Annotated in this window: 25 protein-coding genes; 24 read left to right on the forward strand and 1 reads right to left on the reverse strand. The window is 70.8% G+C overall.

All coding sequences use genetic code 11. The features are described 5' to 3' along the window. Positions 1–12: 12 nt before the first annotated feature. The 11 genes from ruvX (at position 13) to nusB (ending at position 10304) form a co-directional block, all read left to right on the forward strand. Positions 13–477: a Holliday junction resolvase RuvX gene (gene ruvX, locus ACIBBD_RS30415; RefSeq protein ID WP_399422865.1), complete on the forward strand. Its 465-nt coding sequence runs from the start codon at positions 13–15 to the stop codon at positions 475–477. Positions 478–599: 122 nt separating this feature from the next. After that, positions 600–2354, forward strand: a complete 1755-nt coding sequence (gene mltG, locus ACIBBD_RS30420; protein ID WP_399422773.1) for an endolytic transglycosylase MltG — start codon at positions 600–602, stop codon at positions 2352–2354. A gap of 4 nt (positions 2355–2358) precedes the next feature. Next, entirely contained in the window at positions 2359–3210 is an 852-nt protein-coding gene (locus ACIBBD_RS30425) for a shikimate dehydrogenase (RefSeq protein ID WP_399422774.1), read from the forward strand. A gap of 52 nt (positions 3211–3262) precedes the next feature. Then, positions 3263–3667, forward strand: a complete 405-nt coding sequence (locus ACIBBD_RS30430) for a hypothetical protein (protein WP_399422775.1) — start codon at positions 3263–3265, stop codon at positions 3665–3667. A gap of 172 nt (positions 3668–3839) precedes the next feature. Then, positions 3840–5024, forward strand: a complete 1185-nt coding sequence (gene aroC / locus ACIBBD_RS30435; RefSeq protein WP_399422776.1) for a chorismate synthase — start codon at positions 3840–3842, stop codon at positions 5022–5024. After that, positions 5021–5536: a shikimate kinase gene (locus ACIBBD_RS30440; RefSeq protein ID WP_399422777.1), complete on the forward strand. Its 516-nt coding sequence runs from the start codon at positions 5021–5023 to the stop codon at positions 5534–5536. Before aroC ends, ACIBBD_RS30440 begins: the two co-directional genes overlap by 4 nt. Then, entirely contained in the window at positions 5533–6624 is a 1092-nt protein-coding gene (gene aroB, locus ACIBBD_RS30445) for a 3-dehydroquinate synthase (RefSeq protein WP_399422778.1), read from the forward strand. Before ACIBBD_RS30440 ends, aroB begins: the two co-directional genes overlap by 4 nt. Positions 6625–7000: 376 nt before the next feature. Beyond that, on the forward strand, positions 7001–7936 hold the full coding sequence (locus ACIBBD_RS30450) for a Pro-rich N-terminal domain-containing protein (protein ID WP_399422779.1): 936 nt from the start codon (positions 7001–7003) through the stop codon (positions 7934–7936). Positions 7937–8141: 205 nt separating this feature from the next. After that, positions 8142–9248: an aminopeptidase P family protein gene (locus ACIBBD_RS30455; RefSeq protein ID WP_399422780.1), complete on the forward strand. Its 1107-nt coding sequence runs from the start codon at positions 8142–8144 to the stop codon at positions 9246–9248. Positions 9249–9300: 52 nt separating this feature from the next. Next, positions 9301–9867: an elongation factor P gene (efp, locus tag ACIBBD_RS30460; RefSeq protein ID WP_391647003.1), complete on the forward strand. Its 567-nt coding sequence runs from the start codon at positions 9301–9303 to the stop codon at positions 9865–9867. A 2-nt stretch (positions 9868–9869) separates the two neighbouring features. Further along, a complete protein-coding gene (gene nusB, locus ACIBBD_RS30465; protein WP_399422781.1) occupies positions 9870–10304 on the forward strand; it encodes a transcription antitermination factor NusB in 435 nt (144 codons plus the stop codon). A 165-nt stretch (positions 10305–10469) separates the two neighbouring features. On the opposite strand, the gene bldD is transcribed toward nusB, so the two are convergent. After that, on the reverse strand, positions 10470–10970 hold the full coding sequence (bldD, locus tag ACIBBD_RS30470) for a transcriptional regulator BldD (protein WP_399422782.1): 501 nt from the start codon (positions 10968–10970) through the stop codon (positions 10470–10472). A 253-nt stretch (positions 10971–11223) separates the two neighbouring features. Here bldD and pyrR point away from each other — a divergent pair, with 253 nt between their 5' ends. The 13 genes from pyrR to metK all read left to right on the forward strand — a co-directional run bounded on the left by pyrR (position 11224) and on the right by metK (position 25560). Beyond that, positions 11224–11817 (forward strand): bifunctional pyr operon transcriptional regulator/uracil phosphoribosyltransferase PyrR, encoded by a 594-nt coding sequence (pyrR, locus tag ACIBBD_RS30475; RefSeq protein ID WP_399422783.1) that lies wholly within the window; start codon positions 11224–11226, stop codon positions 11815–11817. 80 nt (positions 11818–11897) lie between these two features. Then, the gene (locus ACIBBD_RS30480; RefSeq protein WP_399422784.1) at positions 11898–12887 is read left to right on the forward strand and encodes an aspartate carbamoyltransferase catalytic subunit; all 990 of its coding nucleotides are present in this window, start codon (positions 11898–11900) and stop codon (positions 12885–12887) included. A gap of 6 nt (positions 12888–12893) precedes the next feature. Further along, positions 12894–14180 carry a dihydroorotase gene (locus tag ACIBBD_RS30485; RefSeq protein WP_399422785.1) on the forward strand — a complete coding sequence of 429 codons (1287 nt, stop codon included), beginning with the start codon at positions 12894–12896 and terminating at the stop codon, positions 14178–14180. Then, positions 14177–14755 carry a hypothetical protein gene (locus tag ACIBBD_RS30490; RefSeq protein WP_399422786.1) on the forward strand — a complete coding sequence of 193 codons (579 nt, stop codon included), beginning with the start codon at positions 14177–14179 and terminating at the stop codon, positions 14753–14755. Before ACIBBD_RS30485 ends, ACIBBD_RS30490 begins: the two co-directional genes overlap by 4 nt. Beyond that, positions 14752–15894: a glutamine-hydrolyzing carbamoyl-phosphate synthase small subunit gene (carA, locus tag ACIBBD_RS30495; protein WP_399422787.1), complete on the forward strand. Its 1143-nt coding sequence runs from the start codon at positions 14752–14754 to the stop codon at positions 15892–15894. The genes ACIBBD_RS30490 and carA overlap by 4 nt, the downstream gene beginning before the upstream one ends. Then, positions 15887–19195 carry a carbamoyl-phosphate synthase large subunit gene (carB, locus tag ACIBBD_RS30500; protein ID WP_399422788.1) on the forward strand — a complete coding sequence of 1103 codons (3309 nt, stop codon included), beginning with the start codon at positions 15887–15889 and terminating at the stop codon, positions 19193–19195. Before carA ends, carB begins: the two co-directional genes overlap by 8 nt. 66 nt (positions 19196–19261) lie before the next feature. Further along, on the forward strand, positions 19262–20368 hold the full coding sequence (locus ACIBBD_RS30505; RefSeq protein WP_399422789.1) for a quinone-dependent dihydroorotate dehydrogenase: 1107 nt from the start codon (positions 19262–19264) through the stop codon (positions 20366–20368). After that, positions 20365–21207, forward strand: a complete 843-nt coding sequence (pyrF, locus tag ACIBBD_RS30510; protein ID WP_399422791.1) for an orotidine-5'-phosphate decarboxylase — start codon at positions 20365–20367, stop codon at positions 21205–21207. The genes ACIBBD_RS30505 and pyrF overlap by 4 nt, the downstream gene beginning before the upstream one ends. A gap of 278 nt (positions 21208–21485) precedes the next feature. Further along, positions 21486–21809: an integration host factor gene (locus ACIBBD_RS30515; protein ID WP_189936491.1), complete on the forward strand. Its 324-nt coding sequence runs from the start codon at positions 21486–21488 to the stop codon at positions 21807–21809. A 60-nt stretch (positions 21810–21869) separates the two neighbouring features. Next, complete coding sequence (gene gmk / locus ACIBBD_RS30520; protein ID WP_391647024.1) at positions 21870–22427, forward strand: guanylate kinase; 558 nt, start codon at positions 21870–21872, stop codon at positions 22425–22427. Positions 22428–22480: 53 nt separating this feature from the next. Continuing rightward, positions 22481–22753, forward strand: a complete 273-nt coding sequence (rpoZ, locus tag ACIBBD_RS30525; protein ID WP_003977348.1) for a DNA-directed RNA polymerase subunit omega — start codon at positions 22481–22483, stop codon at positions 22751–22753. 155 nt (positions 22754–22908) lie between these two features. Continuing rightward, a complete protein-coding gene (gene coaBC, locus ACIBBD_RS30530; protein ID WP_399422792.1) occupies positions 22909–24111 on the forward strand; it encodes a bifunctional phosphopantothenoylcysteine decarboxylase/phosphopantothenate--cysteine ligase CoaBC in 1203 nt (400 codons plus the stop codon). Between the two features lie 240 nt (positions 24112–24351). Beyond that, complete coding sequence (metK, locus tag ACIBBD_RS30535) at positions 24352–25560, forward strand: methionine adenosyltransferase (protein WP_399422793.1); 1209 nt, start codon at positions 24352–24354, stop codon at positions 25558–25560. Positions 25561–25740 lie beyond the last annotated feature (180 nt).

Genomic DNA, 25740 nt, shown 5'->3' on the forward strand with positions numbered 1-25740 from the left:
GACGGCCCGGCGATGCGCCGCGGCCGTCGCCTCGCGATCGATGTCGGGGACGCCCGGATCGGGGTCGCCTCGTGCGACCCCGACGGGATCCTCGCCACCCCGGTGGAGACCGTCCCCGGCCGTGACGTCCCGGCGGCTCACCGCCGGCTGAGGCAGCTGGTCGAGGAGTACGAGCCGATCGAGGTCGTCGTCGGCCTTCCTCGCTCCCTCAAGGGGGGCGAGGGCCCGGCGGCCGTCAAGGTCCGCGGCTTCGCCCAGGAGCTGGCCAGGGGCATCGCGCCGGTCCCGGTCCGGCTCGTCGACGAGCGGATGACGACCGTGACGGCCAGTCAGGGACTACGCGCCTCGGGTGTGAAGTCCAAGAAGGGACGTTCCGTCATCGACCAGGCAGCCGCTGTGATCATCCTCCAGCAGGCGCTGGAATCCGAACGAGTGTCAGGCACAGCACCCGGCGAGGGCGTCGAAGTGGTCATCTGATCGCGATACGGTAACGTTCCGCGCGATGCGGCGGCGTTCGAACAGCTGCCGCACAAAGAGAGGCGGAACGGTAGCCGGGCCGACAAGCCGCGCGACTGCCGCCTCGCGGCTCTAGGGGATCGATGACTGAGTATGGCCGGGGCCCAGGCTCCGAACCGTGGCATCCGGAGGACCCGTTGTACGGGGACGGCGGATGGGAAGGGCAGCAGGCCCAGAACGGCCATCAGCCTGCCTACGGCGGCCAGCCGCAGCACTACCCGCAGGAGCCGCAGCAGCCGGGGTACGGCGACTGGGGTCAGGGACAGGCGCAGCAGTACGACCAGCGCCAGTACGACGAGCAGCAGTACCCACAGCAGTACCAGCAGTCGTACGACCCACACCAGTACCAGCAGCAGGACGCCCAGCAGGGCCACCAAGCTCAGCAGGGTCAGCAGGGCCACCCGGGCGAGCAGAGCCATCAGCAGGCGTACCAGGAGGGCGGGTGGGACGGCACCGGCACCCATGCGCACGTCCCCTACGCCGCGGACCCCGGTGACCCGTACGGCCAGCAGCCCGCTGCCTACGGTGCCGAGCAGCCCGACTTCTACGGCACCCCGGACGCCTATCCGCCGCCGGAGCCGCCCGCCCGGCGGCGCTCCGAGCCGGAGCCCGAAACCCGGGCCGAGGAGCAGCGGCCCGACTGGGACCCGGGTCCGGACCAGGGCGAGCACGCCTTCTTCGCGGGGGGCGGGGCCGACGACGAGGACGACGGCGAGCCGGAGGGCCGGGACCGTCGGGGCAAGGGCAGCAAGGGCAAGAAGCGCCGCAACGGCTGCGCCTGCCTGGTCGTCGTCCTCGTGTTCGGCGGCGGTATCGGCGGCGTCGGCTACTTCGGTTACCAGTTCTACCAGAATCGTTACGGCGCGGCCCCGGACTACGCGGGCGACGGCCTCAGCCAGACCGTCAGCGTCGAGGTGCCCAAGGGCGCGGGCGGCGCGGAGATCGGCCGCCGGCTGAAGGAGGCGGGTGTCGTCAAGAGCGTCGACGCCTTCGTGTCCGCGTTCACCAGCAATCCCGACGGGGACCAGATCCAGGCGGGCGCGTACATCCTGAAGAAGGAGATGTCCGCGGCGAGCGCCGTCGAAATGATGCTGGACCCGAAGAGCCAGGCGAATGTGATGGTCACGCCCGGCCAGCGCAACATCCAGGTGTACAAGGCCATCGACGCGAAACTCGGCCTTTCCGCCGGAACCACCAGAGGCGTCGCCGAAAAGGACTTCAAGACGTTCGGGCTGCCCAGCTGGGCGAACAACGACAGTGAGATCAAGGATCCGCTCGAAGGGTTCCTCCACCCGGGCACCTATCCCGCGGCCAAGGGCATGAAGCCCGCCTCGGTGCTCAAGGAGATGGTGCAGCGGGCCAACGAGGCCTACGGCAAGTTCGACCTGCAGGCCAAGGCGGAGGCGCTCGGCCTGGAGAACCCGTTGCAGGTCGTCACGGTCGCCAGCCTGGTCCAGGCCGAGGGCAAGACGGACGAGGACTTCCGCAAGATGGCGGAGGTCGTCTACAACCGTCTCAAGCCCACGAACACCGAGACCAACCAGTTGCTGCAGTTCGACTCGACGTTCAACTATCTGAAGAACGAGAGCAACATCCACATCAGCGAGTCCGAGATCAACAGCAACCAGGACCCGTACAACACGTACACCCAGAAGGGTCTTCCGCCGGGACCGATCGGAAACCCGGGTGCGAACGCCCTCGCGGCGACGATGAACCCGACGAGCGACGGATGGATCTACTTCGTCGCGACCGACGGCGAGAACAAGACGGAATTCGCGAAGACCTACGCGCAGTTCCAGCAACTCAAGCAGAAGTTCAACGAGAGCGCCGGTAACTGAGGAAATGAGCGACACAGTCAGGGCCGGGCACGGCCACCGTCATCGGGCGGCGGTGCTCGGCAGTCCCATCACCCACTCCCTCTCCCCGGTGCTGCACCGCGCCGCGTACCAGGCGATGGAGCTGACGGACTGGACGTACGACCGCTTCGACGTCGACGAGGCGGCCCTGCCGCAGTTCGTCGAGGGGCTCGGTCCCGAGTGGGCGGGGCTGTCGCTGACCATGCCGCTCAAGCGGGCGGTGATCCCGCTGCTGGACGAGATCAGCGAGACGGCGGCCTCGGTCGAGGCGGTCAACACCCTGGTGTTCACCGAGGACGGCCGCCGCGTCGGCGACAACACCGACATCCCCGGCATAGTGGCCGCCCTGCGCGAGCACGGTGTCGAACAGGTCGACTCGGCGGCGATCCTCGGCGCCGGCGCCACCGCCTCCTCGGCGCTGGCCGCCCTGGCCCGTATCTGCACCGGCGAGGTCGTCGTCCATGTGCGCAGCGAGGCCCGGGCCGCCGAGATGCGGGAGTGGGGCGAGCGCCTCGACGTCGAGGTGCGTACGGCGGACTGGGCGGACGCGGCGGACGCGCTCCGTTTCCCGCTGGTGGTGGCGACCACCCCCACGGGGGTGACGGACGCCCTCGCCACCTCGGTCCCGGGGCGGCCCGCCACCCTCTTCGACGTGCTCTACGAGCCCTGGCCGACCGAGCTGGCCGCCCGCTGGTCCATGTTCGGCGGCGCCGTGGTCAGCGGACTCGACCTGCTGGTGCACCAGGCGGTGCTCCAGGTGGAGCAGATGACCGGGCAGACCCCGGCACCCGTGGACGCCATGCGAAAAGCGGGCGAACACGCACTCGCCTCCCGCTAGGATCCGCTGGGTTCCGCAGGGGGTGGAGCCCAGCGTGGGGGGAGTCGGGTACATGTCCAACGTGGTCGCAGAGGTGCCGCTGGCGTCGGTCAAGGGCGAGATCTTCGAGGCCGCCCTGTGGTTCCTGCCCGAGTGGGCGCAGCTCACGGTGCTCGGGCTGATCGTGCTCGCCGTCGTGGCCTCGTGGGTCCTGAAGCTGAAGCGGAGGATCGCCCACCGGCGTGCCGTGCGGTCCGGTGCGGCCGCGCACGCGGCGGCGGAGGACGGGCAGGGCCGAGGAGCGGACTACCTGGGTGCGTACGCCCCGCGGCAGCACCAGAACCAGCAGAACCAGGATCAGCTGAACCAGCAGAACCAGCAGGGCCAGGCCCAGCGGCCCCCGGCGGCGACCGGACCCAGCGGCGCCGACTTCCTCGGCGCCTACGCCCCGCGGCGAAGGCCCGACGACGCCCGGTGAGCCCGGCCCCGGTCCCGCACCGTCCGCCTGATGGACCGGCGACCGGTTCCGGGTCGCGGACGTGGGAGGATCGTAGGTGGCGGGCCTGGGTCGCGCACCCGGTCACGCCGTTGCCGTACGCGAGGACACGCGTACGCAGGGCAGTACCAGGCGCGAGCACTGAGGAGCACCGTTGAGCAGGTTGCGCTGGCTGACCGCGGGGGAGTCCCACGGTCCCGCACTCGTGGCGACGCTGGAGGGCCTTCCCGCCGGCGTGCCGATCACCACGGAGATGGTCGCGGACCATCTGGCGAGGCGCCGGCTCGGCTATGGGCGCGGTGCGCGGATGAAGTTCGAGCGGGACGAGGTCACCTTCCTCGGTGGTGTCCGGCACGGCCTCACCCTCGGCTCCCCGGTCGCGATCATGGTGGGCAACACCGAGTGGCCGAAGTGGGAACAGGTCATGGCGGCCGACCCGATCGACCCCGAGGTGCTCGCCGGGCTCGCGCGCAACGCGCCCCTGACCCGTCCGCGCCCCGGCCACGCCGACCTGGCCGGTATGCAGAAGTACGGCTTCGACGAGGCCCGCCCGATCCTGGAGCGCGCCTCCGCGCGCGAGACGGCCGCCCGCGTCGCGCTCGGCGCCGTCGCCCGGTCGTACCTGAAGGAGACGGCCGGCATCGAGATCGTCTCCCACGTCGTGGAGCTGGCCGCCGCCAAGGCGCCGTACGGCGTCTACCCGACCCCCGCCGACGTCGAGAAGCTGGACGCCGACCCGGTGCGCTGCCTGGACGCGGACGCGTCGAAGGCGATGGTCGCGGAGATCGACCAGGCCCACAAGGACGGCGACACCCTCGGTGGCGTCGTCGAGGTCCTCGCCTACGACGTCCCGGTGGGCCTGGGCTCGCACGTGCACTGGGACCGCAAGCTGGACGCCCGGCTGGCCGGCGCCCTCATGGGCATCCAGGCGATCAAGGGCGTGGAGATCGGCGACGGCTTCGAGCTCGCCCGGGTGCCGGGTTCGAAGGCCCACGACGAGATCGTGAAGACGCCCGAGGGGATCCGGCGGGCCACCGGCCGCTCGGGCGGCACCGAGGGTGGCCTGACCACCGGCGAGCTGCTCCGCGTCCGCGCGGCCATGAAGCCCATCGCGACCGTGCCGCGCGCGCTGCAGACCGTGGACGTCTCCACCGGCGAGGCCGCGCAGGCCCACCACCAGCGCTCCGACGTGTGCGCGGTGCCGGCGGCCGGCATCGTGGCCGAGGCCATGGTCGCCCTGGTCCTCGCGGACGCGGTGGCGGAGAAGTTCGGCGGGGACAGCGTGGCCGAGACCCGCCGCAACGTGCGGTCGTACCTCGACAACCTCCCCATCCGATGAGCGGGCCGCTGGTCGTCCTGGTCGGGCCGATGGGCGTCGGCAAGTCCACCGTCGGGCAGCAGCTGGCCGAACGGCTCCAGGTCGCCTACCGGGACACCGACGACGACATCGTCGCCGAGCAGGGCCGTGCCATCGCCGACATCTTCGTGGAGGAGGGCGAGCCCGCCTTCCGGGCCATCGAGAAGCAGGCGGTGCAGCGCGCGCTCGGCGAGCACGAGGGCGTCCTGGCGCTCGGCGGCGGCTCGATCCTGGACGCGGACACGCGCGCCCTGCTGTCCGGGCTGCGGGTGGTCTACCTGTCCATGGACGTCGAGGAGGCCGTGAAGCGCACCGGTCTCAACGCGGCCCGCCCGCTGCTCGCGGTCAACCCGCGCAAGCAGTGGCGGGAGCTGATGGAGGCGCGGCGGCACCTCTACGAGGAGATCGCCACGGCCGTCGTGCCGACGGACGGCCGCACGCCCGAAGAGGTCACCCAAGCAGCCCTGGACGCCCTGGAGTTGAAGGAAGCATGAGTGAGGCAGTGACGCGAATCCGGGTCGGCGGCAGCGCGGGCTCCGAACCGTACGAGGTGCTGGTCGGCCGTCAGCTCCTCGGTGAGCTCGGCGGACTGATCGGCGACCGGGCCAAGCGGGTCGCCGTCATCCACCCCGAGGCGCTCGCCGAGACCGGCGACGCGCTCCGCGCCGACCTGGCCGCGCAGGGCTACGAGGCCGTCGCCATCCAGGTGCCCAACGCGGAGGAGGCCAAGACCGCCGAGGTCGCCGCCTACTGCTGGAAGGCGCTCGGCCAGTCCGGGTTCACGCGCACCGACGTCGTGGTGGGCGTCGGCGGCGGCTCGACCACCGACCTCGCCGGGTTCGTGGCCGCGACCTGGCTGCGCGGGGTGCGCTGGATCGCCATCCCGACGACGGTGCTGGCCATGGTGGACGCGGCCGTCGGCGGCAAGACCGGCATCAACACCGCCGAGGGCAAGAACCTCGTCGGCTCCTTCCACCCGCCGGCCGGCGTGCTGTGCGACCTTGCCGCGCTGGACTCCCTCCCGGTCAACGACTACGTCTCCGGGCTCGCGGAGATCATCAAGGCCGGCTTCATCGCCGACCCGGTGATCCTCGACCTCATCGAGGCCGACCCCGATGCCGCCCGCACCCCGGCCGGCCCGCACACCGCCGAGCTGATCGAGCGCTCCATCAAGGTCAAGGCGGACGTCGTCTCCTCCGACCTGAAGGAGTCGGGCCTCAGGGAGATCCTCAACTACGGCCACACCCTGGCCCACGCCATCGAGAAGAACGAGCGCTACAAGTGGCGGCACGGCGCCGCCGTCTCGGTCGGCATGCACTTCGCCGCCGAACTCGGCCGCCTCGCCGGCCGGTTGGACGATGCCACGGCCGACCGCCACCGCACGATCCTCCAGGCGGTGGGCCTCCCGCTGCACTACCGCTACGACCAGTGGCCCAAGCTGCTGGAGACCATGAAGGTCGACAAGAAGTCGCGCGGCGACCTCCTGCGCTTCATCGTCCTCGACGGTCTGGCCAAGCCCACCGTCCTGGAGGGACCCGACCCCGCGGTCCTGCTCGCCGCCTACGGCGAAGTGGGCGAGTAAGAGCTCCGGACAAAAGGGGCGCCCGGCTCGCGGCGCCTGGCACGCACGCTCACCGCGTTGCCGAAAGGTCCTGGTAGCTCCGCTACGAGGACCTTTCGGCGCCTTGCGATCGCACGCGGCCGACGCCGCGAGCTGATCGACCTCCCCTTTTGTTCGGAGCTCTTAAGTCCATCGGCTTCCCTTCCGCCCGATTCGCGTTCCCCACCGGGCACTTCGGACCGCCCCCGGCCGTTCACCAAACGACGGCCGGGGGCGGTACCGTTCGGTAGCGAAGGCGGGGCCCGCCCTGCCCGCGCCGATCGCTCACGGCGCCGAAGGGGCTTTGGCGCCCCGGAGGTGGACCGAACCCCAGAAGAACGAGACGGAGTGGCACCGGATGCAGCACGCAGTGGGTTCTCCGCTGCCGCCGCCCCACCAGCCGGGGCACGGACCGGCCGTCGGCTGGTCACCGGCCGCACAACACCCCGGTGCGCACCAGCCGGGCGGCAACCCCCCGCACACCGCCCCCGCGCCTTTGCCGCACCCGGCACCGGGCTTCACCGGAGTGCCCCCGTCGGGTCCGGTCCCGCCCGCGCCCCAGCCGCCGGTCCCGCCCGCGCCCCAGCCGCCGGTCCCGCCGGTGCCGCACCCGCCGGCCCCGCAGCACGCCCCCGTCCCGCCGGGCACCGACACCACCGGGCACGTGCCGCTGCCGCCCGGCGGCCCCGTCGGCGTGCCGAGCCCGCCCCCGGCGGCGACCACGCCCGACCCCGCGGCCACCACCCTCGCGGTGCTGCTCATCGGCCCCGCCGGCGCCGGCAAGACCAGCGTCGCCAAGTTCTGGGCGGACCACCGCCGGGTACCGACCGCCCACATCAGCCTCGACGACGTCCGCGAATGGGTCCGCTCCGGCTTCGCCGACCCTCAGCGCGGGTGGAACGACAATTCTGAGGCCCAGTACCGCCTAGCCCGCCGCACCTGTGGCTTCGCCGCGCGAAACTTCCTGGCCAACGGCATCTCCTGCATCCTCGACGACGCGATCTTCCCCGACCGCCCGGCCGTCGGCCTCGGCGGCTGGAAGCGCCATGTGGGCCCCGGCCTGCTGCCGGTCGTCCTCCTCCCCGGCCTGGAAGTCGTCCTGGAGCGCAACGCCGAACGCTCCGGCAACCGCCGCCTCACCGACGAGGAGGTCGCCCGCATCCACGGCCGGATGGCCGGCTGGTACGGCTCCGGGCTCCCGATCATCGACAACTCCCAGCTCGACGTGCCGACGACGGCGCGGGTCCTGGACGACGTCCTGGCCAGGGCGATCGCGAGTCCGCCGAAGTGGTAGCCGAGGGGACCGTCCTCGCCTGAGGAGCGCGGGGCCGGGCCGCATGCGGTCGTGCGGGGTGGGCGAGACCGGCCTGCGCGGATCGGCGTCCGGCTCCGCCGGGTGGGGCCGGCCCACCCCCCACCGACCCCCGCCCCCACACATGTGTTGCCCCGGTCGGCCTTCTCAGCCAGCACAATCCGGCCACCGCTCCTAGGCTCGACTCATGTCAGAGGTGTACGCGTCCCGCCGAACCCGCCTCCGGGAACGCTGCAACGCGTCCGGCAACGCGGCAGCACTCGTCTCCCGCCCAGCCAACGTCAGGTACCTCGCGGGCGCGGCGCCCCAGGGTGCCGTTCTCCTGCTCGGCCGAGACGAGGACCTCCTCGTCTGCACGGGCCCGCCCGACGACCGCCCCGGCGACGGCCGGCCCGACGAGAAGCTCCCGGTGCACGTCCTGCCCCGCGCCGGGGGCGACCCCGCCGTGGCGGCCGCGGGCATCCTCGCGGCCCAGGGCGCCGACTCCCTCGCGGTCGAGGAACACCACCTCACCGTCGCCCGCCACCGCGGCCTCCGCTCGGTCGCACCGCGCCTGCGCCTCGCCGACCTCGGTGGCGCGGTCGAACAGCTCAGGGTGGTCAAGGACGAGGAGGAGATCTCCTGCCTGCGCATCGGCGCCGAGATCGCCGACCAGGCACTGGGGGAGCTGCTCGAATCCATCCTCGTCGGCCGCACCGAACGTCATCTCGCCCTGGAACTGGAGCGCCGCCTCGTCGACCACGGCGCCGACGGCCCCGCCTTCCCCACCTCCGTGGGCACCGGCCCCCACTCGGGCCGACGCGGTCACCGGCCCACCGACCGGCGCGTGGAGGAGGGCGACTTCCTCTCCGTCTGCCTGGGCGCCACCTACCGCGGCTACCGGTGCGAGATCGGCCGCACCTTCGTCATCGGCACCTCACCGGCGGACTGGCAGGTGGAGCTGTACGACCTCGTCTTCGCCGCCCAGCGCGCCGGACGGGAGAGCCTGGTGCCCGGTGCCGCCTACCGCGACGTGGACCGGGCCGCACGGCAGGTGCTGGACTCCGCGGGATACGGACAGGGGCTGCCGGTGATGACCGGGCACGGTGTCGGACTCGAAATCGACGAGGACCCGCAGTTGGCTCCCGCGGCCATGGGTAAACTGGACGCTTGCGTGCCGGTCACCGTCGAACCGGGGGTCCACCTCCCGGGCCGGGGCGGTGTCCGGATCGATGACACGCTCGTCGTACGCCCCGAGGCGGACGGCGGACCCGAGCTACTCACCATCACGACCAAGGAGCTGCTCGCACTATAGGCAGGTGCGTGCCCCCGGGGTCGTCCACGTCAGTCCAGGAGATTCCGCAACCGTGGCTTCCACGAACGACCTCAAGAACGGCATGGTGCTCAAGCTCGAAGGCGGCCAGCTCTGGTCCGTCGTCGAGTTCCAGCACGTCAAGCCCGGCAAGGGCCCCGCCTTCGTGCGCACCAAGCTCAAGAACGTGCTCTCCGGCAAGGTGGTCGACAAGACCTTCAACGCCGGCGTCAAGGTCGAGACGGCCACTGTCGACAAGCGCGACATGCAGTTCTCGTACATGGACGGCGAGTACTTCGTCTTCATGGACATGGAGACCTACGACCAGCTGCACATCGACCGGAAGGCCGTCGGCGACGCCGCGAACTTCCTCGTCGAGGGCTTCACGGCCACCGTCGCGCAGCACGAGGGCGAGGTGCTCTTCGTCGAGCTCCCGGCCGCCGTCGAGCTGACCATCCAGCACACCGACCCGGGCGTCCAGGGCGACCGCTCCACCGGCGGCACCAAGCCCGCCACCCTGGAGACCGGCCACGAGATCCAGGTCCCGCTCTTCATCACCACCGGTGAGAAGATCAAGGTCGACACCCGCACGAGCGACTACCTCGGCCGGGTGAACAGCTAACCGTGGCCGCCCGCAACACGGCCCGCAAGCGCGCCTTCCAGATCCTCTTCGAGGGCGACCAGCGCGGCGCCGACGTCCTGACGGTCCTCGCCGACTGGATCCGGCTCTCCCGGGCCGACACCCGGCAGCCGCCGGTGAGCGAGTACACGATGCAGCTGGTCGAGGGCTACGCGCAGCACGCGAAGCGCATCGACGAGCTGATCGCCCAGTACTCGGTCGGCTGGACGCTCGACCGGATGCCCGTCGTCGACCGCAACATCCTGCGGCTCGGCGCCCACGAGCTGATCTGGGTCGACGAGACCCCGGACGCCGTCGTCCTCGACGAGATGGTGCAGTTGGCGAAGGAGTTCTCGACGGACGAGTCGCCCTCGTTCGTCAACGGCCTGCTGGGCCGGCTGAAGGAACTCAAGCCCTCCTTGCGCCGCGACGAGGCATAAGCGGTACGACCCGCATGCCGGAGGGCCCGCAGCATCCTCGCTGCGGGCCCTCCGGCATTCCCGTGTCCAGGCGCCCCGCAGGCCCCTCGGAACGCCGCCGGGGCGGCCGCAACCATCAGGTCCCGGCCACCCCGGCGGCACGTTTCTGCTGAGACGCTACGGCGTTCAGTTGTCCTCGTGGGAGACCGCGCGACGCGCGTCCGCGTCCAGCACGCCCCAACTGATCAGCTGCTCGGTCAGGACCGACGGCGACTGGTCGTAGATGACGGCGAGCGTGCGCAGGTCGTCCTGGCGGATCGACAGCACCTTGCCGTTGTAGTCACCGCGCTGCGACTGGATCGTCGCCGCGTACCGCTGCAGGGGACCCGCCTTCTCGACCGGCACGTGGGCCAGCCGCTCCAGGTCCAGAACCAGCTTCGGCGGCGGCTCGGCGGCGCCGCCCGGGGTGGTGCCGGGCAGCAGCTCCTGCACCGGGACGCCGTAGAAATCGGCCAGCTCCGCGAGGCGCTGCACGGTCACGGCGCGGTCGCCGCGCTCGTACGAACCGACCACGACCGCCTTCCAGCGTCCCTGGGACTTCTCCTCGACACCGTGGAGGGAAAGGCCCTGCTGGGTGCGGATCGCCCGGAGCTTGGCCCCGAGCTGTTTGGCGTATTCGCTGGACATATAGCTCCCCGGCACTGGGTCGACGCGACTGGCTTTTGGTTCCATGCCGCGCGGCTGGTAACTCACTGTGAGGTTACGCAGCGTGATTCTTCTGCGTCAAGCCGAATGGTCCACACCGACGCTTCCGTGGTATCGATGGCCGATTACTCCAAGGGGGTGATCAGGGCGCTCGCCCGGCCTGCTACCGTGGATGGCGCAAATCCGACGTCCTTTAAGGTCCGTCCCGTGAGGCGGAGAAGGAGGTCCGTTTCGTATGGACAAGCAGGACACGCGGCTCGAGCCGCAGCAGTCCGATGCGCGGCCCGTCCTCGAGGGCCCCGACATCGCGCGGGTGCTGACCCGCATCGCCCACGAGATCGTCGAACGCGCCAAGGGCGCCGACGACGTGGTGCTCCTCGGCATCCCGACCAGGGGCGTCTTCCTCGCCCAGCGGCTCGCCGCCAAGCTCGAGCAGATCACCGAGCGCTCCATCCCGGTCGGCTCCCTCGACATCACCATGTACCGCGACGACCTGCGCATGCACCCGCCGCGCGCGCTGGCCCGCACCGACATCCCCGGTGACGGCCTCGACGGCAAGCTGGTCGTCCTCGTCGACGACGTGCTCTTCTCCGGCCGCACCATCCGCGCCGCCCTCGACGCCCTGAACGACATCGGGCGCCCGCGCGCGGTGCAGCTCGCGGTCCTCGTCGACCGCGGCCACCGCGAACTGCCCATCCGCGCCGACTACGTCGGCAAGAACCTCCCCACGTCGCTGCGGGAGACGGTCAAGGTCCAGCTCGCCGAGGAGGACGGTCGCGACACCGTGCTGCTCGGTGTGAAGCAGACCGCCCCGGGCGCGCAGCAGTAGCAGTCCGGCGTACGCCCCCGCGCGCGCCCTCATGCGCCCGCATGCCCGAAAACTCCCCCTTGTCTTACGGAGCCTGACAGATGCAGCGTCATCTCATCTCGGCCGCCGACCTCACCCGCGACGACGCCGTCCACATCCTCGACACCGCGGAGGAGATGGCCCGGGTCGCCGACCGGCCCATCAAGAAGCTGCCGACCCTGCGCGGCCGCACCATCGTGAACCTCTTCTTCGAGGACTCCACGCGCACCCGGATCTCCTTCGAGGCCGCCGAGAAGCGCCTGTCCGCGGACGTCATCAACTTCTCCGCCAAGGGCTCCAGCGTCTCCAAGGGCGAGTCCCTCAAGGACACCGCCCAGACCCTGGAGGCCATGGGCGTCGACGCCGTCGTCATCCGGCACGGCGCCTCCGGAGCCCCCTACCGCCTGGCCAACTCAGGCTGGATCGACGCCGCCGTCATCAACGCCGGCGACGGCACCCACCAGCACCCCACCCAGGCCCTGCTCGACGCCTTCACCATGCGCCGCCGGCTCGTCGGCCGGGACGCGGGGATCGGCCAGGACCTGTCCGGCAGGCGCATCACCATCGTCGGAGACGTGCTGCACAGCCGGGTCGCCCGCTCCAACGTCGACCTGCTGCACACCCTCGGCGCCGAGGTCACCCTCGTCGCCCCGCCCACCCTGGTGCCCGTCGGCGTCGAGACCTGGCCCTGCGAGGTGTCGTACGACCTCGACAGCACGCTCCCCAAGTCCGACGCGGTGATGATGCTGCGCGTCCAGCGCGAGCGGATGAACGCCGCGTTCTTCCCGACCGAGCGCGAGTACTCGCGCCGCTACGGCCTCGACGGCGACCGGATGGCGCGGATGCCCGAGCACGCCATCGTGATGCACCCCGGGCCGATGGTCCGCGGCATGGAGATCACCGCCGAGGTCGCCGACTCCGACCGCTGCACCGTCGTCGAGCAGGTCGCCAACGGCGTGTCCATCCGGATGGCCGTCCTGTACCTGCTGCTCGGCGGGAACGAACCCGCCGTCAGCCACGCCCGTCCCACCGGCACCACCGAGGAGAAGTAAGCGACCATGAGCAAGATCCTGATCCGTGGCGCGAAGGTGCTCGGCGGCGAGCCGCAGGACGTGCTGATCGACGGCGAGGTCATCGAGGCCGTCGGCAACGGGCTGACCGCCGAGGGCGCCGAGGTCGTCGAGGCCGCAGGCAAGGTGCTGCTGCCCGGCCTGGTCGACCTGCACACCCATCTGCGCGAGCCGGGCCGCGAGGACTCCGAGACCGTCCTGACCGGCACCCGCGCGGCCGCCTCCGGTGGTTACACCGCCGTGTTCGCCATGGCCAACACCTTCCCGGTCGCCGACACCGCCGGCGTCGTCGAGCAGGTCTACCGGCTCGGCCAGGAGCACGGCTACTGCGACGTGCAGCCCATCGGTGCCGTCACCGTCGGCCTGGAGGGCAGGAAGCTCGCCGAACTGGGCGCCATGCACGAGTCGGCGGCCGGTGTCACCGTCTTCTCCGACGACGGCAAGTGCGTCGACGACGCCGTGATCATGCGGCGCGCCCTGGAGTACGTGAAGGCCTTCGGCGGGGTCGTCGCCCAGCACGCGCAGGAGCCGCGGCTGACCGAGGGCGCCCAGATGAACGAGGGCGTCGTCTCCGCCGAGCTGGGGCTCGGGGGCTGGCCCGCGGTGGCCGAAGAATCGATCATCGCCCGGGATGTCCTGCTCGCCGAGCACGTCGGCTCCCGCGTCCACATCTGTCACCTGTCGACCGCGGGCTCGGTCGAGATCGTCCGCTGGGCCAAGTCCCGCGGCATCCGGGTCACCGCCGAGGTCACCCCGCACCACCTGCTCCTCACCGACGAGCTGGTGCGCACCTACAACCCGGTCTACAAGGTCAACCCGCCGCTGCGCACCGAACGGGACGTGCTCGCCCTGCGCGAGGCCCTCGCCGACGGCACGATCGACATCGTCGCCACCGACCACGCCCCGCACCCGCACGAGGACAAGGACTGCGAGTGGGCCGCGGCCGCCATGGGCATGGTCGGCCTGGAGACCGCGTTGTCGGTGGTCCAGGAGACGATGGTGGAGACCGGGCTCCTCGACTGGGCCGGGGTCGCCGACCGCATGTCCTTCACGCCCGCCCGGATCGGGCAGGCCAGGGGCCACGGGCGTCCCGTCTCGGCAGGTGAGCCCGCCAACCTCACGCTCGTCGACACGGCATACCGTGGGTCGGTGGACCCCGCGGGCTTCGCCTCGCGCAGCCGGAACACCCCGTACGAGGGGCGCGAGCTGCCGGGCCGTGTGACGCACACGTGGCTCCGGGGCAAGGCCACGCTCGTCGACGGGAAGCTCACGTGACACCTGTAATCCTGCTCGCGGCCGAGAGGGAATCGGCCGAAGTGACCGACTGGGCCGCCCGTATCGGCTGGGTCGTCGGCCTGGCCCTGTTCGTCGCGCTCGTCTACTGGCTGATGCGCGAGGGCTGGAAGTGGCGCGGCACGCTCCAGGGGGACCTGCCCGCGCTGCCCGGCGCGCCGGACGAGCCCGGCCGGGCGAGACTGACGATGAGCGGCCGCTACCACGGCTCCACCACCGCCGGGCAGTGGCTCGACCGCATCGTGGCGCAGGGCCTGGGCACCCGCAGCAGGGTCGAGCTCACCCTGACGGACGCGGGACTGGACGTCGTACGCCCCGGCGCGACCGACTTCTTCGTCCCCGCCGCCGCGCTGCGCGAGGCCCGGCTCGACAAGGGCATCGCCGGCAAGGTGCTCACCGAGGGCGGACTGCTCGTGGTGACCTGGGCGCACGGTGACCGGCTGATCGACTCCGGGTTCCGCTCGGACCACGCGGCCGAGCACGGCGAGTGGGTCGATGCCATCAACTCCATGACCAGCAAGACGGAAACTCAGACGGAAACGGAAGGCGCACGATGACGACCTCCACCAGGGGAGCCACCAAGGCACCCGCCGTACTCGTCCTGGAGGACGGCCGGACCTTCCGCGGCCGCGCCTACGGGGCCGTGGGGGAGACCTTCGGCGAAGCGGTGTTCTCCACCGGCATGACCGGCTACCAGGAGACCCTCACCGACCCGTCGTACGATCGCCAGATCGTCGTGGCGACCGCCCCGCAGATCGGCAACACCGGCTGGAACGACGAGGACGACGAGTCCGGACGCATCTGGGTCTCCGGCTATGTCGTGCGCGATCCCGCGCGCGTGCCCTCCAACTGGCGGGCCAAGCGCTCCCTCGACGACGAGCTGGTCGCCCAGGGCGTCGTCGGGATCTCCGGCATCGACACCCGTGCCCTCACCCGTCATCTGCGCGAGCGCGGCTCCATGCGCGCCGGCATCTTCTCCGGTGAGGCGATCGCCCCCGAGGCGGAGCTCGTCGCGCGCGTGCAGGCCCAGCCGCAGATGAAGGGCGCGAGCCTGTACGAGGAGGTCGCCACCCAGGAGGCCTACGTCGTCCCGGCGGTCGGCGAGAAGCGCTTCACCGTCGCCGCCATCGACCTCGGCATCAAGGGCATGACCCCGCACCGCATGGCCGAGCGCGGCATCGAGGTGCACGTGCTGCCCGCGACGGCCACGGCCGACGAGGTGTACGCCGTGAACCCCGACGGCGTGTTCTTCTCCAACGGCCCCGGCGACCCGGCCACCGCCGACGGTCCCGTGGCGCTGATGAGCGAGGTGCTCGAGCGCAGGACGCCGCTGTTCGGCATCTGCTTCGGCAACCAGATCCTCGGCCGCGCCCTCGGCTTCGGCACCTACAAGCTGAAGTACGGCCACCGCGGCATCAACCAGCCGGTCCAGGACCGTACGACCGGCAAGGTCGAGGTCACCGCCCACAACCACGGCTTCGCCGTGGACGCGCCGCTCGACAAGGTCAGCGACACCAAGTTCGGGCGTGCCGAGGTCTCCCACGTCTGCCTCAACGACAACGTCGTGGAGGGGCTGCAGCTGCTCGACCAGCCGGCCTTCTCCGTCCAGTACCACCCCGAAGCGGCCGCCGGCCCGCACGACGCCGCCTACCTGTTCGACCGCTTCGTTTCCCTGATGGAGGGCCAGCGTGCCTAAGCGCACCGATATCCAGTCCGTCCTGGTCATCGGCTCCGGCCCGATCGTCATCGGCCAGGCCGCCGAGTTCGACTACTCCGGCACCCAGGCGTGCCGCGTGCTCAAGGCCGAGGGCCTGCGCGTCATCCTGGTCAACTCCAACCCGGCGACGATCATGACCGACCCGGAGATCGCCGATGCCACCTACGTCGAGCCGATCACCCCGGAGTTCGTCGAGAAGATCATCGCCAAGGAGCGGCCGGACGCCCTGCTGCCCACCCTGGGCGGTCAGACGGCCCTGAACACGGCCATCTCGCTGGCCGAGAACGGCGTCCTGGAGAAGTACGGCGTCGAGCTGATCGGCGCCAAGGTCGAGGCCATCCACAAGGGCGAGGACCGCGACCAGTTCAAGGCGGTCGTGGAGGAGGTCCGCCGCAAGATCGGGCACGGCGAGTCCGCCCGCTCGGTCATCTGCCACACCATGGACGAGGTCCTCGCCGGCGTCGACACGCTCGGCGGCTACCCGGTCGTGGTCCGTCCCTCCTTCACCATGGGCGGCGCCGGCTCCGGCTTCGCCCACGACGAGGAGGAGCTGCGCCGCATCGCCGGCCAGGGCCTCACCCTCTCGCCGACCACCGAGGTGCTCCTGGAGGAGTCCATCCTCGGCTGGAAGGAGTACGAGCTGGAGCTGATGCGCGACAAGCACGACAACGTCGTGGTCGTCTGCTCCATCGAGAACTTCGACCCGATGGGCGTCCACACCGGGGACTCGATCACCGTCGCGCCCGCGATGACGCTGACCGACCGCGAGTACCAGATCCTCCGCGACATCGGCATCGCCGTCATCCGCGAGGTCGGCGTCGACACCGGCGGCTGCAACATCCAGTTCGCGGTGAACCCCGAGGACGGTCGTGTGATCGTCATCGAGATGAACCCGCGTGTGTCGCGTTCCTCGGCGCTGGCCTCCAAGGCGACCGGCTTCCCGATCGCCAAGATCGCCGCCAAGCTCGCCGTCGGTTACACCCTCGACGAGATCCCGAACGACATCACGCAGGAGACCCCGGCCTCCTTCGAGCCGACCCTCGACTACGTGGTCGTGAAGGCGCCCCGGTTCGCCTTCGAGAAGTTCCCCTCGGCGGACTCGACCCTGACGACCACCATGAAGTCGGTGGGCGAGGCCATGGCCATCGGCCGCAACTTCACCGAGGCGTTCCAGAAGGCGCTGCGCTCGCTGGAGAAGAAGGGCAGCCAGTTCACCTTCGTCGGCGAGCCCGGCGACAAGGACGAGCTGCTGCGCGCGGCCGTCCGCCCCACCGACGGCCGGATCAACACCGTCATGCAGGCCATCCGCGCCGGTGCCACGCCCGAGGAGGTCTTCGAGTACACGAAGATCGACCCCTGGTTCGTCGACCAGCTCTTCCTGATCAAGGAGATCGCGGACGAGCTGGCCGCCGCGGAGCGACTGGACGTCGACCTGCTCGCCGAGGCCAAGCGGCACGGCTTCTCCGACCAGCAGATCGCCGAGATCCGCGGGCTGCGCGAGGACGTCGTCCGTGAGGTGCGGCACGCGCTGGGCGTCCGCCCCGTCTACAAGACGGTCGACACCTGCGCCGCCGAGTTCGCCGCGAAGACGCCGTACTTCTACTCCTCCTACGACGAGGAGAGCGAGGTCGCGCCGCGCGAGAAGCCGGCCGTCATCATCCTGGGCTCCGGCCCGAACCGCATCGGCCAGGGCATCGAGTTCGACTACTCCTGCGTCCACGCCTCCTTCGCGCTGTCCGAGGCCGGGTACGAGACCGTGATGGTCAACTGCAACCCGGAGACCGTCTCCACCGACTACGACACCTCCGACCGGCTGTACTTCGAGCCCCTGACGCTGGAGGACGTGCTCGAGATCGTCCACGCGGAGGCGCAGGCCGGCCCGATCGCCGGTGTCGTCGTCCAGCTCGGCGGCCAGACCCCGCTGGGCCTGGCGCAGGCGCTGAAGGACAACGGCGTGCCGATCGTCGGCACCTCCCCCGAGGCGATCCACGCCGCCGAGGACCGGGGCGCCTTCGGGCGCGTGCTCGCCGAGGCGGGCCTGCCGGCCCCGAAGCACGGCACGGCCACCACCTTCGCCGAGGCCAAGGCCATCGCCGACGAGATCGGCTACCCGGTCCTCGTCCGGCCGTCGTACGTCCTCGGCGGCCGCGGCATGGAGATCGTCTACGACGAGGCCCGGCTGTCCTCCTACATCGCCGAGTCGACCGAGATCAGCCCCACCCGGCCGGTCCTCGTCGACCGCTTCCTCGACGACGCCATCGAGATCGACGTCGACGCGCTCTACGACGGCGAGGAGCTGTACCTCGGCGGCGTCATGGAGCACATCGAGGAGGCCGGCATCCACTCCGGCGACTCGGCGTGCGCCCTGCCCCCGATCACCCTCGGCGGCTTCGACATCAAGCGGCTGCGCGCCTCCACCGAGGCCATCGCCAAGGGCGTCGGCGTGCGCGGCCTGATCAACATCCAGTTCGCGATGGCCGGCGACATCCTCTACGTGCTGGAGGCCAACCCGCGCGCGTCCCGCACGGTGCCGTTCACCTCGAAGGCGACCGCGGTGCCGCTGGCCAAGGCCGCCGCGCGGATCTCCCTGGGCGCGACCGTCGCCGAGCTGCGCGCCGAGGGCCTGCTCCCGGCGACCGGCGACGGCGGCGAGCTGCCGCTGGACGCGCCGATCTCCGTCAAGGAGGCAGTGATGCCGTGGAGCCGCTTCCGGGACACCTCCGGACGCGGCGTCGACACCGTCCTCGGCCCGGAGATGCGCTCCACCGGCGAGGTCATGGGCATCGACTCCGTCTTCGGCACGGCGTACGCCAAGTCGCAGGCGGGTGCCTACGGCCCGCTGCCGACCAAGGGCCGCGCGTTCATCTCGGTCGCCAACCGCGACAAGCGCTCGATGATCTTCCCGGCCCGTGAGCTGGTCGGCCACGGCTTCGAGCTGCTCGCCACCTCCGGCACCGCCGAGGTCCTCAAGCGCAACGGCATCAACGCCACGGTCGTGCGCAAGCAGTCCGAGGGCACCGGCCCCAACGGTGAGAAGACCATCGTCCAGCTCATCCACGACGGCGAGGTCGACCTCATCGTCAACACCCCGTACGGCACCGGCGGCCGCCTCGACGGCTACGAGATCCGTACGGCGGCCGTGGCGCGGTCCGTGCCGTGCCTGACGACGGTCCAGGCGCTCGCCGCCGCCGTCCAGGGCATCGACGCCCTCAACCACGGTGACGTGGGCGTCCGTTCCCTCCAGGAACACGCGGAACACCTGACCGCGGCCCGCGACTAGCAGCCGACGAGGGGGACACCGGAAACGGTGTCCCCCTCGTCATGAGGACCCTTGAGGACTCCCGAGATGTACAAGCTCTTCTTCCGTCTGGTGTTCCAACGGATGGACCCGGAGAAGGCCCACCACCTCGCCTTCCGCTGGATCCGCCTCGCGGTCAGCGTCCCCGTGCTGCGCACCTTCGTCGCGGCCGCGCTCGCGCCCCGCTACCGGGAGCTGCGCACCGAGGCCTTCGGACTGCGCATGCACGGCCCCTTCGGGCTCGCCGCCGGCTTCGACAAGAACGCGGTCGCCATCGACGGGATGTCGATGCTGGGCTTCGACCACGTCGAGATCGGCACCGTCACCGGGGAGCCGCAGCCCGGCAACCCCAGGAAGCGGCTGTTCCGGCTGGTCCCCGACCGGGCGCTGATCAACCGGATGGGCTTCAACAACGAGGGCTCGCTGGCCGTGGCCGCCCGCCTGGCCTCCCGCGAGCCCGTCTTCAAGACGGTCGTGGGCGTCAACATCGGCAAGACCAAGGTCGTCCCGGAGGCCGAGGCCGTCGCCGACTACGTGAAGTCGACCGAGCGGCTCGCCCCGTACGCCGACTACCTGGTGGTCAACGTCTCCTCGCCGAACACCCCCGGTCTGCGCAACCTCCAGGCCACCGAGGCGCTGCGCCCGCTGCTCAGCGCGGTGCGCGAGGCCGCCGACCGCACGGTGACGAACCGCCGCGTCCCGCTGCTGGTGAAGATCGCGCCGGACCTGGCCGACGAGGACGTCGACGCGGTCGCCGACCTGGCCGTGGAGCTGGGCCTGGACGGGATCATCGCCACCAACACCACCATCGCGCGCGACGGACTCGGCCTGCGGTCCGAACCCTCCCTGGTCAAGGAGACCGGCGGACTGTCCGGCGCACCGCTGAAGGCGCGCTCCCTGGAGGTGCTGCGCCGCCTCTACGCGCGCGTGGGCGACCGCATCACCCTCGTGGGCGTCGGCGGCATCGAGAACGCCGAGGACGCCTGGCAGCGCATCCTCGCCGGCGCCACGCTCGTCCAGGGCTACAGCGCCTTCATCTACGAGGGGCCCTTCTGGGGCCGCGCGATCCACAAGGGGCTCGCGGCGCGGCTGCGGACGAGCCCGTACGCCACCCTGGCCGACGCGGTCGGCGCCGACGTGAGGAGCACGGCATGACTCTGGAGCCCTTCGGCGCGCGCCTGCGCCGGGCCATGGACGAGCGCGGCCCGCTCTGCGTCGGGATCGACCCGCACGCGTCCCTGCTCGCCGAGTGGGGCCTGGACGACGACGTCGCCGGTCTGGAGCGGTTCAGCCGGACGGTCGTCGAGGCGATGGCCGACCGGGTCGCCGTCCTGAAGCCGCAGAGCGCCTTCTTCGAGCGGTTCGGCTCGCGCGGTGTCGCCGTCCTGGAGAAGTCGGTCGAGGAGGCGCGGGCGGCCGGTGCCCTGGTGGTCATGGACGCCAAGCGCGGGGACATCGGATCGACCATGGCCGCGTACGCCGAGGCCTTCCTCCGCGAGGGTGCCCCGCTGTTCTCGGACGCCCTCACCGTCTCGCCGTACCTGGGCTACGGCTCGCTGAGCCCGGCCGTCGCGCTGGCGCGGGAGAGCGGTGCCGGGCTGTTCGTGCTGGCGCTGACCTCCAACCCGGAGGGCGGCGAGGTGCAGCACGCGGTACGCGCGGACGGGCGGAACGTGGGGGCGACGATGCTGGCGCACCTGGCCGCCGAGAACGCGGGGGAGGAGCCGCTGGGCTCCTTCGGGGCGGTGGTCGGCGCCACACTGGGCGACCTGTCGACGTACGACCTCGACCTCAACGGTCCGCTCCTCGCGCCCGGCATCGGGGCCCAGGGGGCGACCCCGGCGGACCTGCCCCGCGTGTTCGGGTCTGCGGTGCGCAACGTCGTACCGAACGTGAGCCGTGGAGTGTTGCGCCACGGTCCCGACGTGGTCACTCTGCGTGACGCCGCGGGCCGGTTCGCGGAAGAGGTCCGCACGGCGGTCGGAAAGGCCTGAGCGCCGTCGGCCGTCCGACCGGGGACTCCGTCGGACGGCCGACGGCCGACTTGAGCCTGGATACATCCTCAAATCCGAGGCATTATGTCCTAAATGTCCGTCCTGGCGGAGGCTGACCAGGACTTTTCCTCTGTTCTCGCTGACTCTGGCGGAGTTGCCCGCTAGTCTCCGACGGAGAGTGAACGGGCAAGCGTGTTGCTCGTGGCTCCCCAGGTGTGGGGCGACTAGGTTCCTCACCGGTCCGTATCCGACAGTTCGACATCCGAGGTGACGTAGGCGTGGCTCTTCCGCCCCTTACCCCCGAACAGCGCGCAGCCGCGCTCGAAAAGGCCGCCGCGGCTCGCCGGGAGCGGGCCGAGGTCAAGAATCGACTCAAGCACTCCGGCGCCTCCCTTCACGAGGTCATCAAGCAGGGTCAGGAAAACGACGTCATCGGCAAGATGAAGGTCTCCGCCCTGCTCGAGTCGCTGCCGGGCGTGGGCAAGGTCCGCGCCAAGCAGATCATGGAGCGACTCGGCATCTCCGAGAGCCGTCGTGTGCGCGGCCTCGGTTCCAACCAGATCGCCTCTCTGGAGCGTGAGTTCGGCGACACCGCCAAGTGAGTCCGAGGTGCTCCGGACGGACAGTCCCGGGCACTGCGGGACAGCTGGAATAATCGCTGCATGAGTGAACGTCCGCGGCTGACCGTGCTCTCCGGCCCCTCCGGGGTCGGCAAGAGCACGGTCGTCGCCCATATGCGCAAGGAACACCCCGAGGTCTGGCTCTCGGTGTCGGCGACGACCCGCAAGCCCCGCCCGGGCGAGCAGCACGGAGTCCACTACTTCTTCGTCACCGACGACGAGATGGACAAGCTGATCGCCAACGGTGAGCTGCTGGAGTGGGCCGAGTTCGCCGGCAACCGCTACGGCACCCCGAGGGCGGCCGTGCTGGAGCGCCTGGAGGCGGGTGAGCCCGTCCTGCTGGAGATCGACCTCCAGGGCGCGCGGCAGGTCCGCGAGTCCATGCCGGAGGCCCAGCTGGTGTTCCTGGCTCCGCCCTCCTGGGAGGAGCTGGTGCGCAGACTCACCGGACGCGGCACCGAGCCGCCCGAGGTGATCGCACGTCGTCTGGACGCGGCGAAGGTCGAACTCGCGGCCGAGCCGGAGTTCGACGAGACCCTGGTCAACACCTCCGTCGAGGATGTGGCGCGTGAGCTGCTAGCCTTGATGGATGTCGTGTGATCACGAGTGCTGTGGTCACCGTCCGTCTTTTCCCATCCATCGGAAGGTAGAGCGTGTCCTCTTCCATCTCCGCGCCCGAGGGCATCATCAACCCGCCGATCGACGAGCTCCTCGAGGCCACCGACTCGAAGTACAGCCTCGTGATCTACGCGGCCAAGCGGGCCCGCCAGATCAACGCGTACTACTCGCAGCTCGGCGAGGGCCTCCTCGAGTACGTCGGTCCGCTCGTCGACACCCACGTCCACGAGAAGCCGCTCTCGATCGCCCTTCGCGAGATCAACGCCGGCCTGCTGACCTCCGAGGCCATCGAGGGCCCGGCTCAGTAGTAGCTTCGGCTCGCAGTTGTTTTTTCCACAGGCCCGGCAGCGCTGCTGCCGGGCCTGTGGTCTGCTCGAGGGTGCGGGGTCGCCCCCGCGATGATGCAGCATGGACGCGTACGCGGGAGCCGGGGCGTGCGTTTTCCGAGATTCGGGGAGAGACGGTGGACAAGCCGAAGGTCGTTCTGGGGGTCAGCGGTGGCATCGCCGCCTACAAGGCCTGCGAGCTGCTGCGCAGGCTGACCGAATCCGGCCATGACGTGCGGGTCGTGCCCACCGCCTCCGCCCTGCACTTCGTCGGCGCCGCGACCTGGTCCGCCCTCTCGGGGAACCCGGTCTCCGCGCAGGTCTGGGACGACGTCCACGAGGTCCCCCACGTCCGCATCGGCCAGCACGCCGACCTCGTCGTCGTCGCCCCCGCCACCGCCGACATGCTCGCGAAGGCCGCCCACGGCCTGGCGGACGACCTGCTGACGAACACCCTGCTCACCGCCCGCTGTCCGGTCGTCTTCGCCCCGGCGATGCACACCGAGATGTGGGAGCACCCGGCCACCCAGGAGAACGTGGCGACGCTGCGCCGTCGCGGCGCCGTCGTCATCGAGCCGGCCGTCGGCCGCCTCACCGGCGTCGACACCGGCAAGGGCCGGCTGCCCGACCCCGCCGAGATCTTCGAGGTCTGCCGCCGCGTCCTGGCCAGGGGAGTCCGCGAGCCCGATCTCACCGGCCGTCATGTCGTCGTCAGCGCCGGCGGCACCCGTGAGCCCCTCGACCCCGTCCGCTTCCTCGGCAACCGGTCCTCCGGCAAACAGGGCTACGCGCTCGCCCGCACCGCCGCCGCCCGCGGCGCCCGGGTGACGCTGGTCGCGGCCAACACCGGCCTGCCCGACCCGGCGGGTGTCGACGTCGTGCGGGTCGGCACGGCCGTGCAGCTGCGCGAGGCGGTCCTGAAGGCGGCCGCGGACGCCGACGCGGTCGTCATGGCGGCCGCGGTCGCCGACTTCCGACCGGCGGCGTACGCGGCCGGCAAGATCAAGAAGAAGGACGACCAGGAGCCGGAGCCCATCGTCCTCGTACGAAATCCGGACATCCTCGCGGAGATCTCCGCCGACCGCGCCCACCCGGGCCAGGTGGTCGTCGGCTTCGCCGCCGAGACGGACGACGTGCTGGCCAACGGCCGGGCGAAGCTGCGGCGCAAGGGCTGCGACCTGCTCGTGGTGAACGAGGTGGGGGAACGCAAGACCTTCGGCTCCGAGGAGAACGAGGCCGTTGTCCTGGGCGCCGACGGCAGCGAGACCCCCGTACCGCACGGACCGAAGGAGGCACTGGCCGAAACCGTGTGGGACCTGGTGACGGGACGACTGGGCTGACTGTTTGATGCGCTTCGCCGTTCCCTACCAACCTTGCCCGATTGGGCGTGGCGACCCTGGCCAACGGTGCTCGGCATTCGGCAGAATGCCCGTGCCGCAGGTCACAGCGCTCCCGAGAGGCGAGACGGGTGGGCCGGTGGTGAAGCGCGACCGATAAACTGTTCACGGACGACGCCGGGCGCAGCCTCCGTCGCGTCCGCCAATGATCAGCCAGCAGCCGCTGCAACCCCAGGGAGCGTTGTGTCCCGTCGCCTGTTCACTTCGGAGTCTGTGACCGAGGGTCACCCCGACAAGATCGCTGACCAGATCAGCGACACCATTCTCGACGCGTTGCTCCGTGAGGACCCGACGTCCCGGGTCGCCGTCGAGACGCTGATCACGACCGGTCTGGTGCACGTGGCCGGTGAGGTCACCACCAAGGCGTACGCGCCGATCCCGCAGCTCGTCCGGGACAAGATCCTGGAGATCGGCTACGACTCCTCGAAGAAGGGCTTCGACGGCGCCTCCTGCGGTGTCTCGGTGTCGATCGGCGCGCAGTCCCCGGACATCGCCCAGGGTGTCGACACGGCGTACGAGTCGCGGGTCGAGGGCGACGAGGACGAGCTGGACCGTCAGGGCGCCGGTGACCAGGGCCTCATGTTCGGCTACGCCTCCGACGAGACGCCGACGCTGATGCCGCTGCCGATCTTCCTGGCCCACCGCCTGTCCAAGCGCCTGTCGGACGTCCGCAAGAACGGGACCATCCCCTACCTGCGCCCCGACGGCAAGACCCAGGTCACCATCGAGTACGACGGCGACAAGGCGATCCGCCTCGACACGGTCGTCGTCTCCTCGCAGCACGCCTCCGACATCGACCTGGACTCGCTGCTCGCTCCCGACATCCGCGAGTTCGTCGTGGAGCCGGAGCTGAAGGCGCTCCTCGACGAGGGCATCAAGCTCGACACCGAGAACTACCGCCTGCTGGTCAACCCCACCGGCCGCTTCGAGATCGGCGGCCCGATGGGCGACGCCGGTCTGACCGGCCGCAAGATCATCATCGACACGTACGGCGGCTTCGCCCGTCACGGCGGCGGTGCCTTCTCCGGCAAGGACCCGTCCAAGGTGGACCGCTCCGCGGCGTACGCGATGCGCTGGGTCGCGAAGAACGTCGTCGCCGCGGGCCTGGCCGGGCGCTGTGAGGTCCAGGTCGCCTACGCGATCGGCAAGGCCGAGCCGGTCGGCCTGTTCGTCGAGACCTTCGGCACCCACAAGGTCGACCCCGAGAAGATCGAGAAGGCCATCGACGAGGTCTTCGACCTCCGCCCGGCCGCGATCATCCGCGACCTCGACCTGCTCCGCCCCATCTACGCCCAGACCGCCGCGTACGGCCACTTCGGCCGTGAGCTGCCCGACTTCACGTGGGAGCGCACGGACCGGGTGGCGGCGCTGCGGGAAGCCGCGGGGCTGTAGTCAGGCACCCGGGCACTCAGCGGGCCCGGCTCTCCTTCGTGGAGAGCCGGGCCCGTCCGCGTCGGGGGACAGGGAGCCGCGATCGTCTCGGGCCTCGCTCCCGTTGGAAGGGGGCCGGACTCCCGGTGGTGCGCAGTCGCGCGGGCCCTCCGGTTGTCAGTGCCGTTTGGTAAGAATGCA

Source organism: Streptomyces sp. NPDC051315 (assembly GCF_044455165.1).
In the GTDB taxonomy this organism is placed as follows: Bacteria; Actinomycetota; Actinomycetes; order Streptomycetales; family Streptomycetaceae; genus Streptomyces.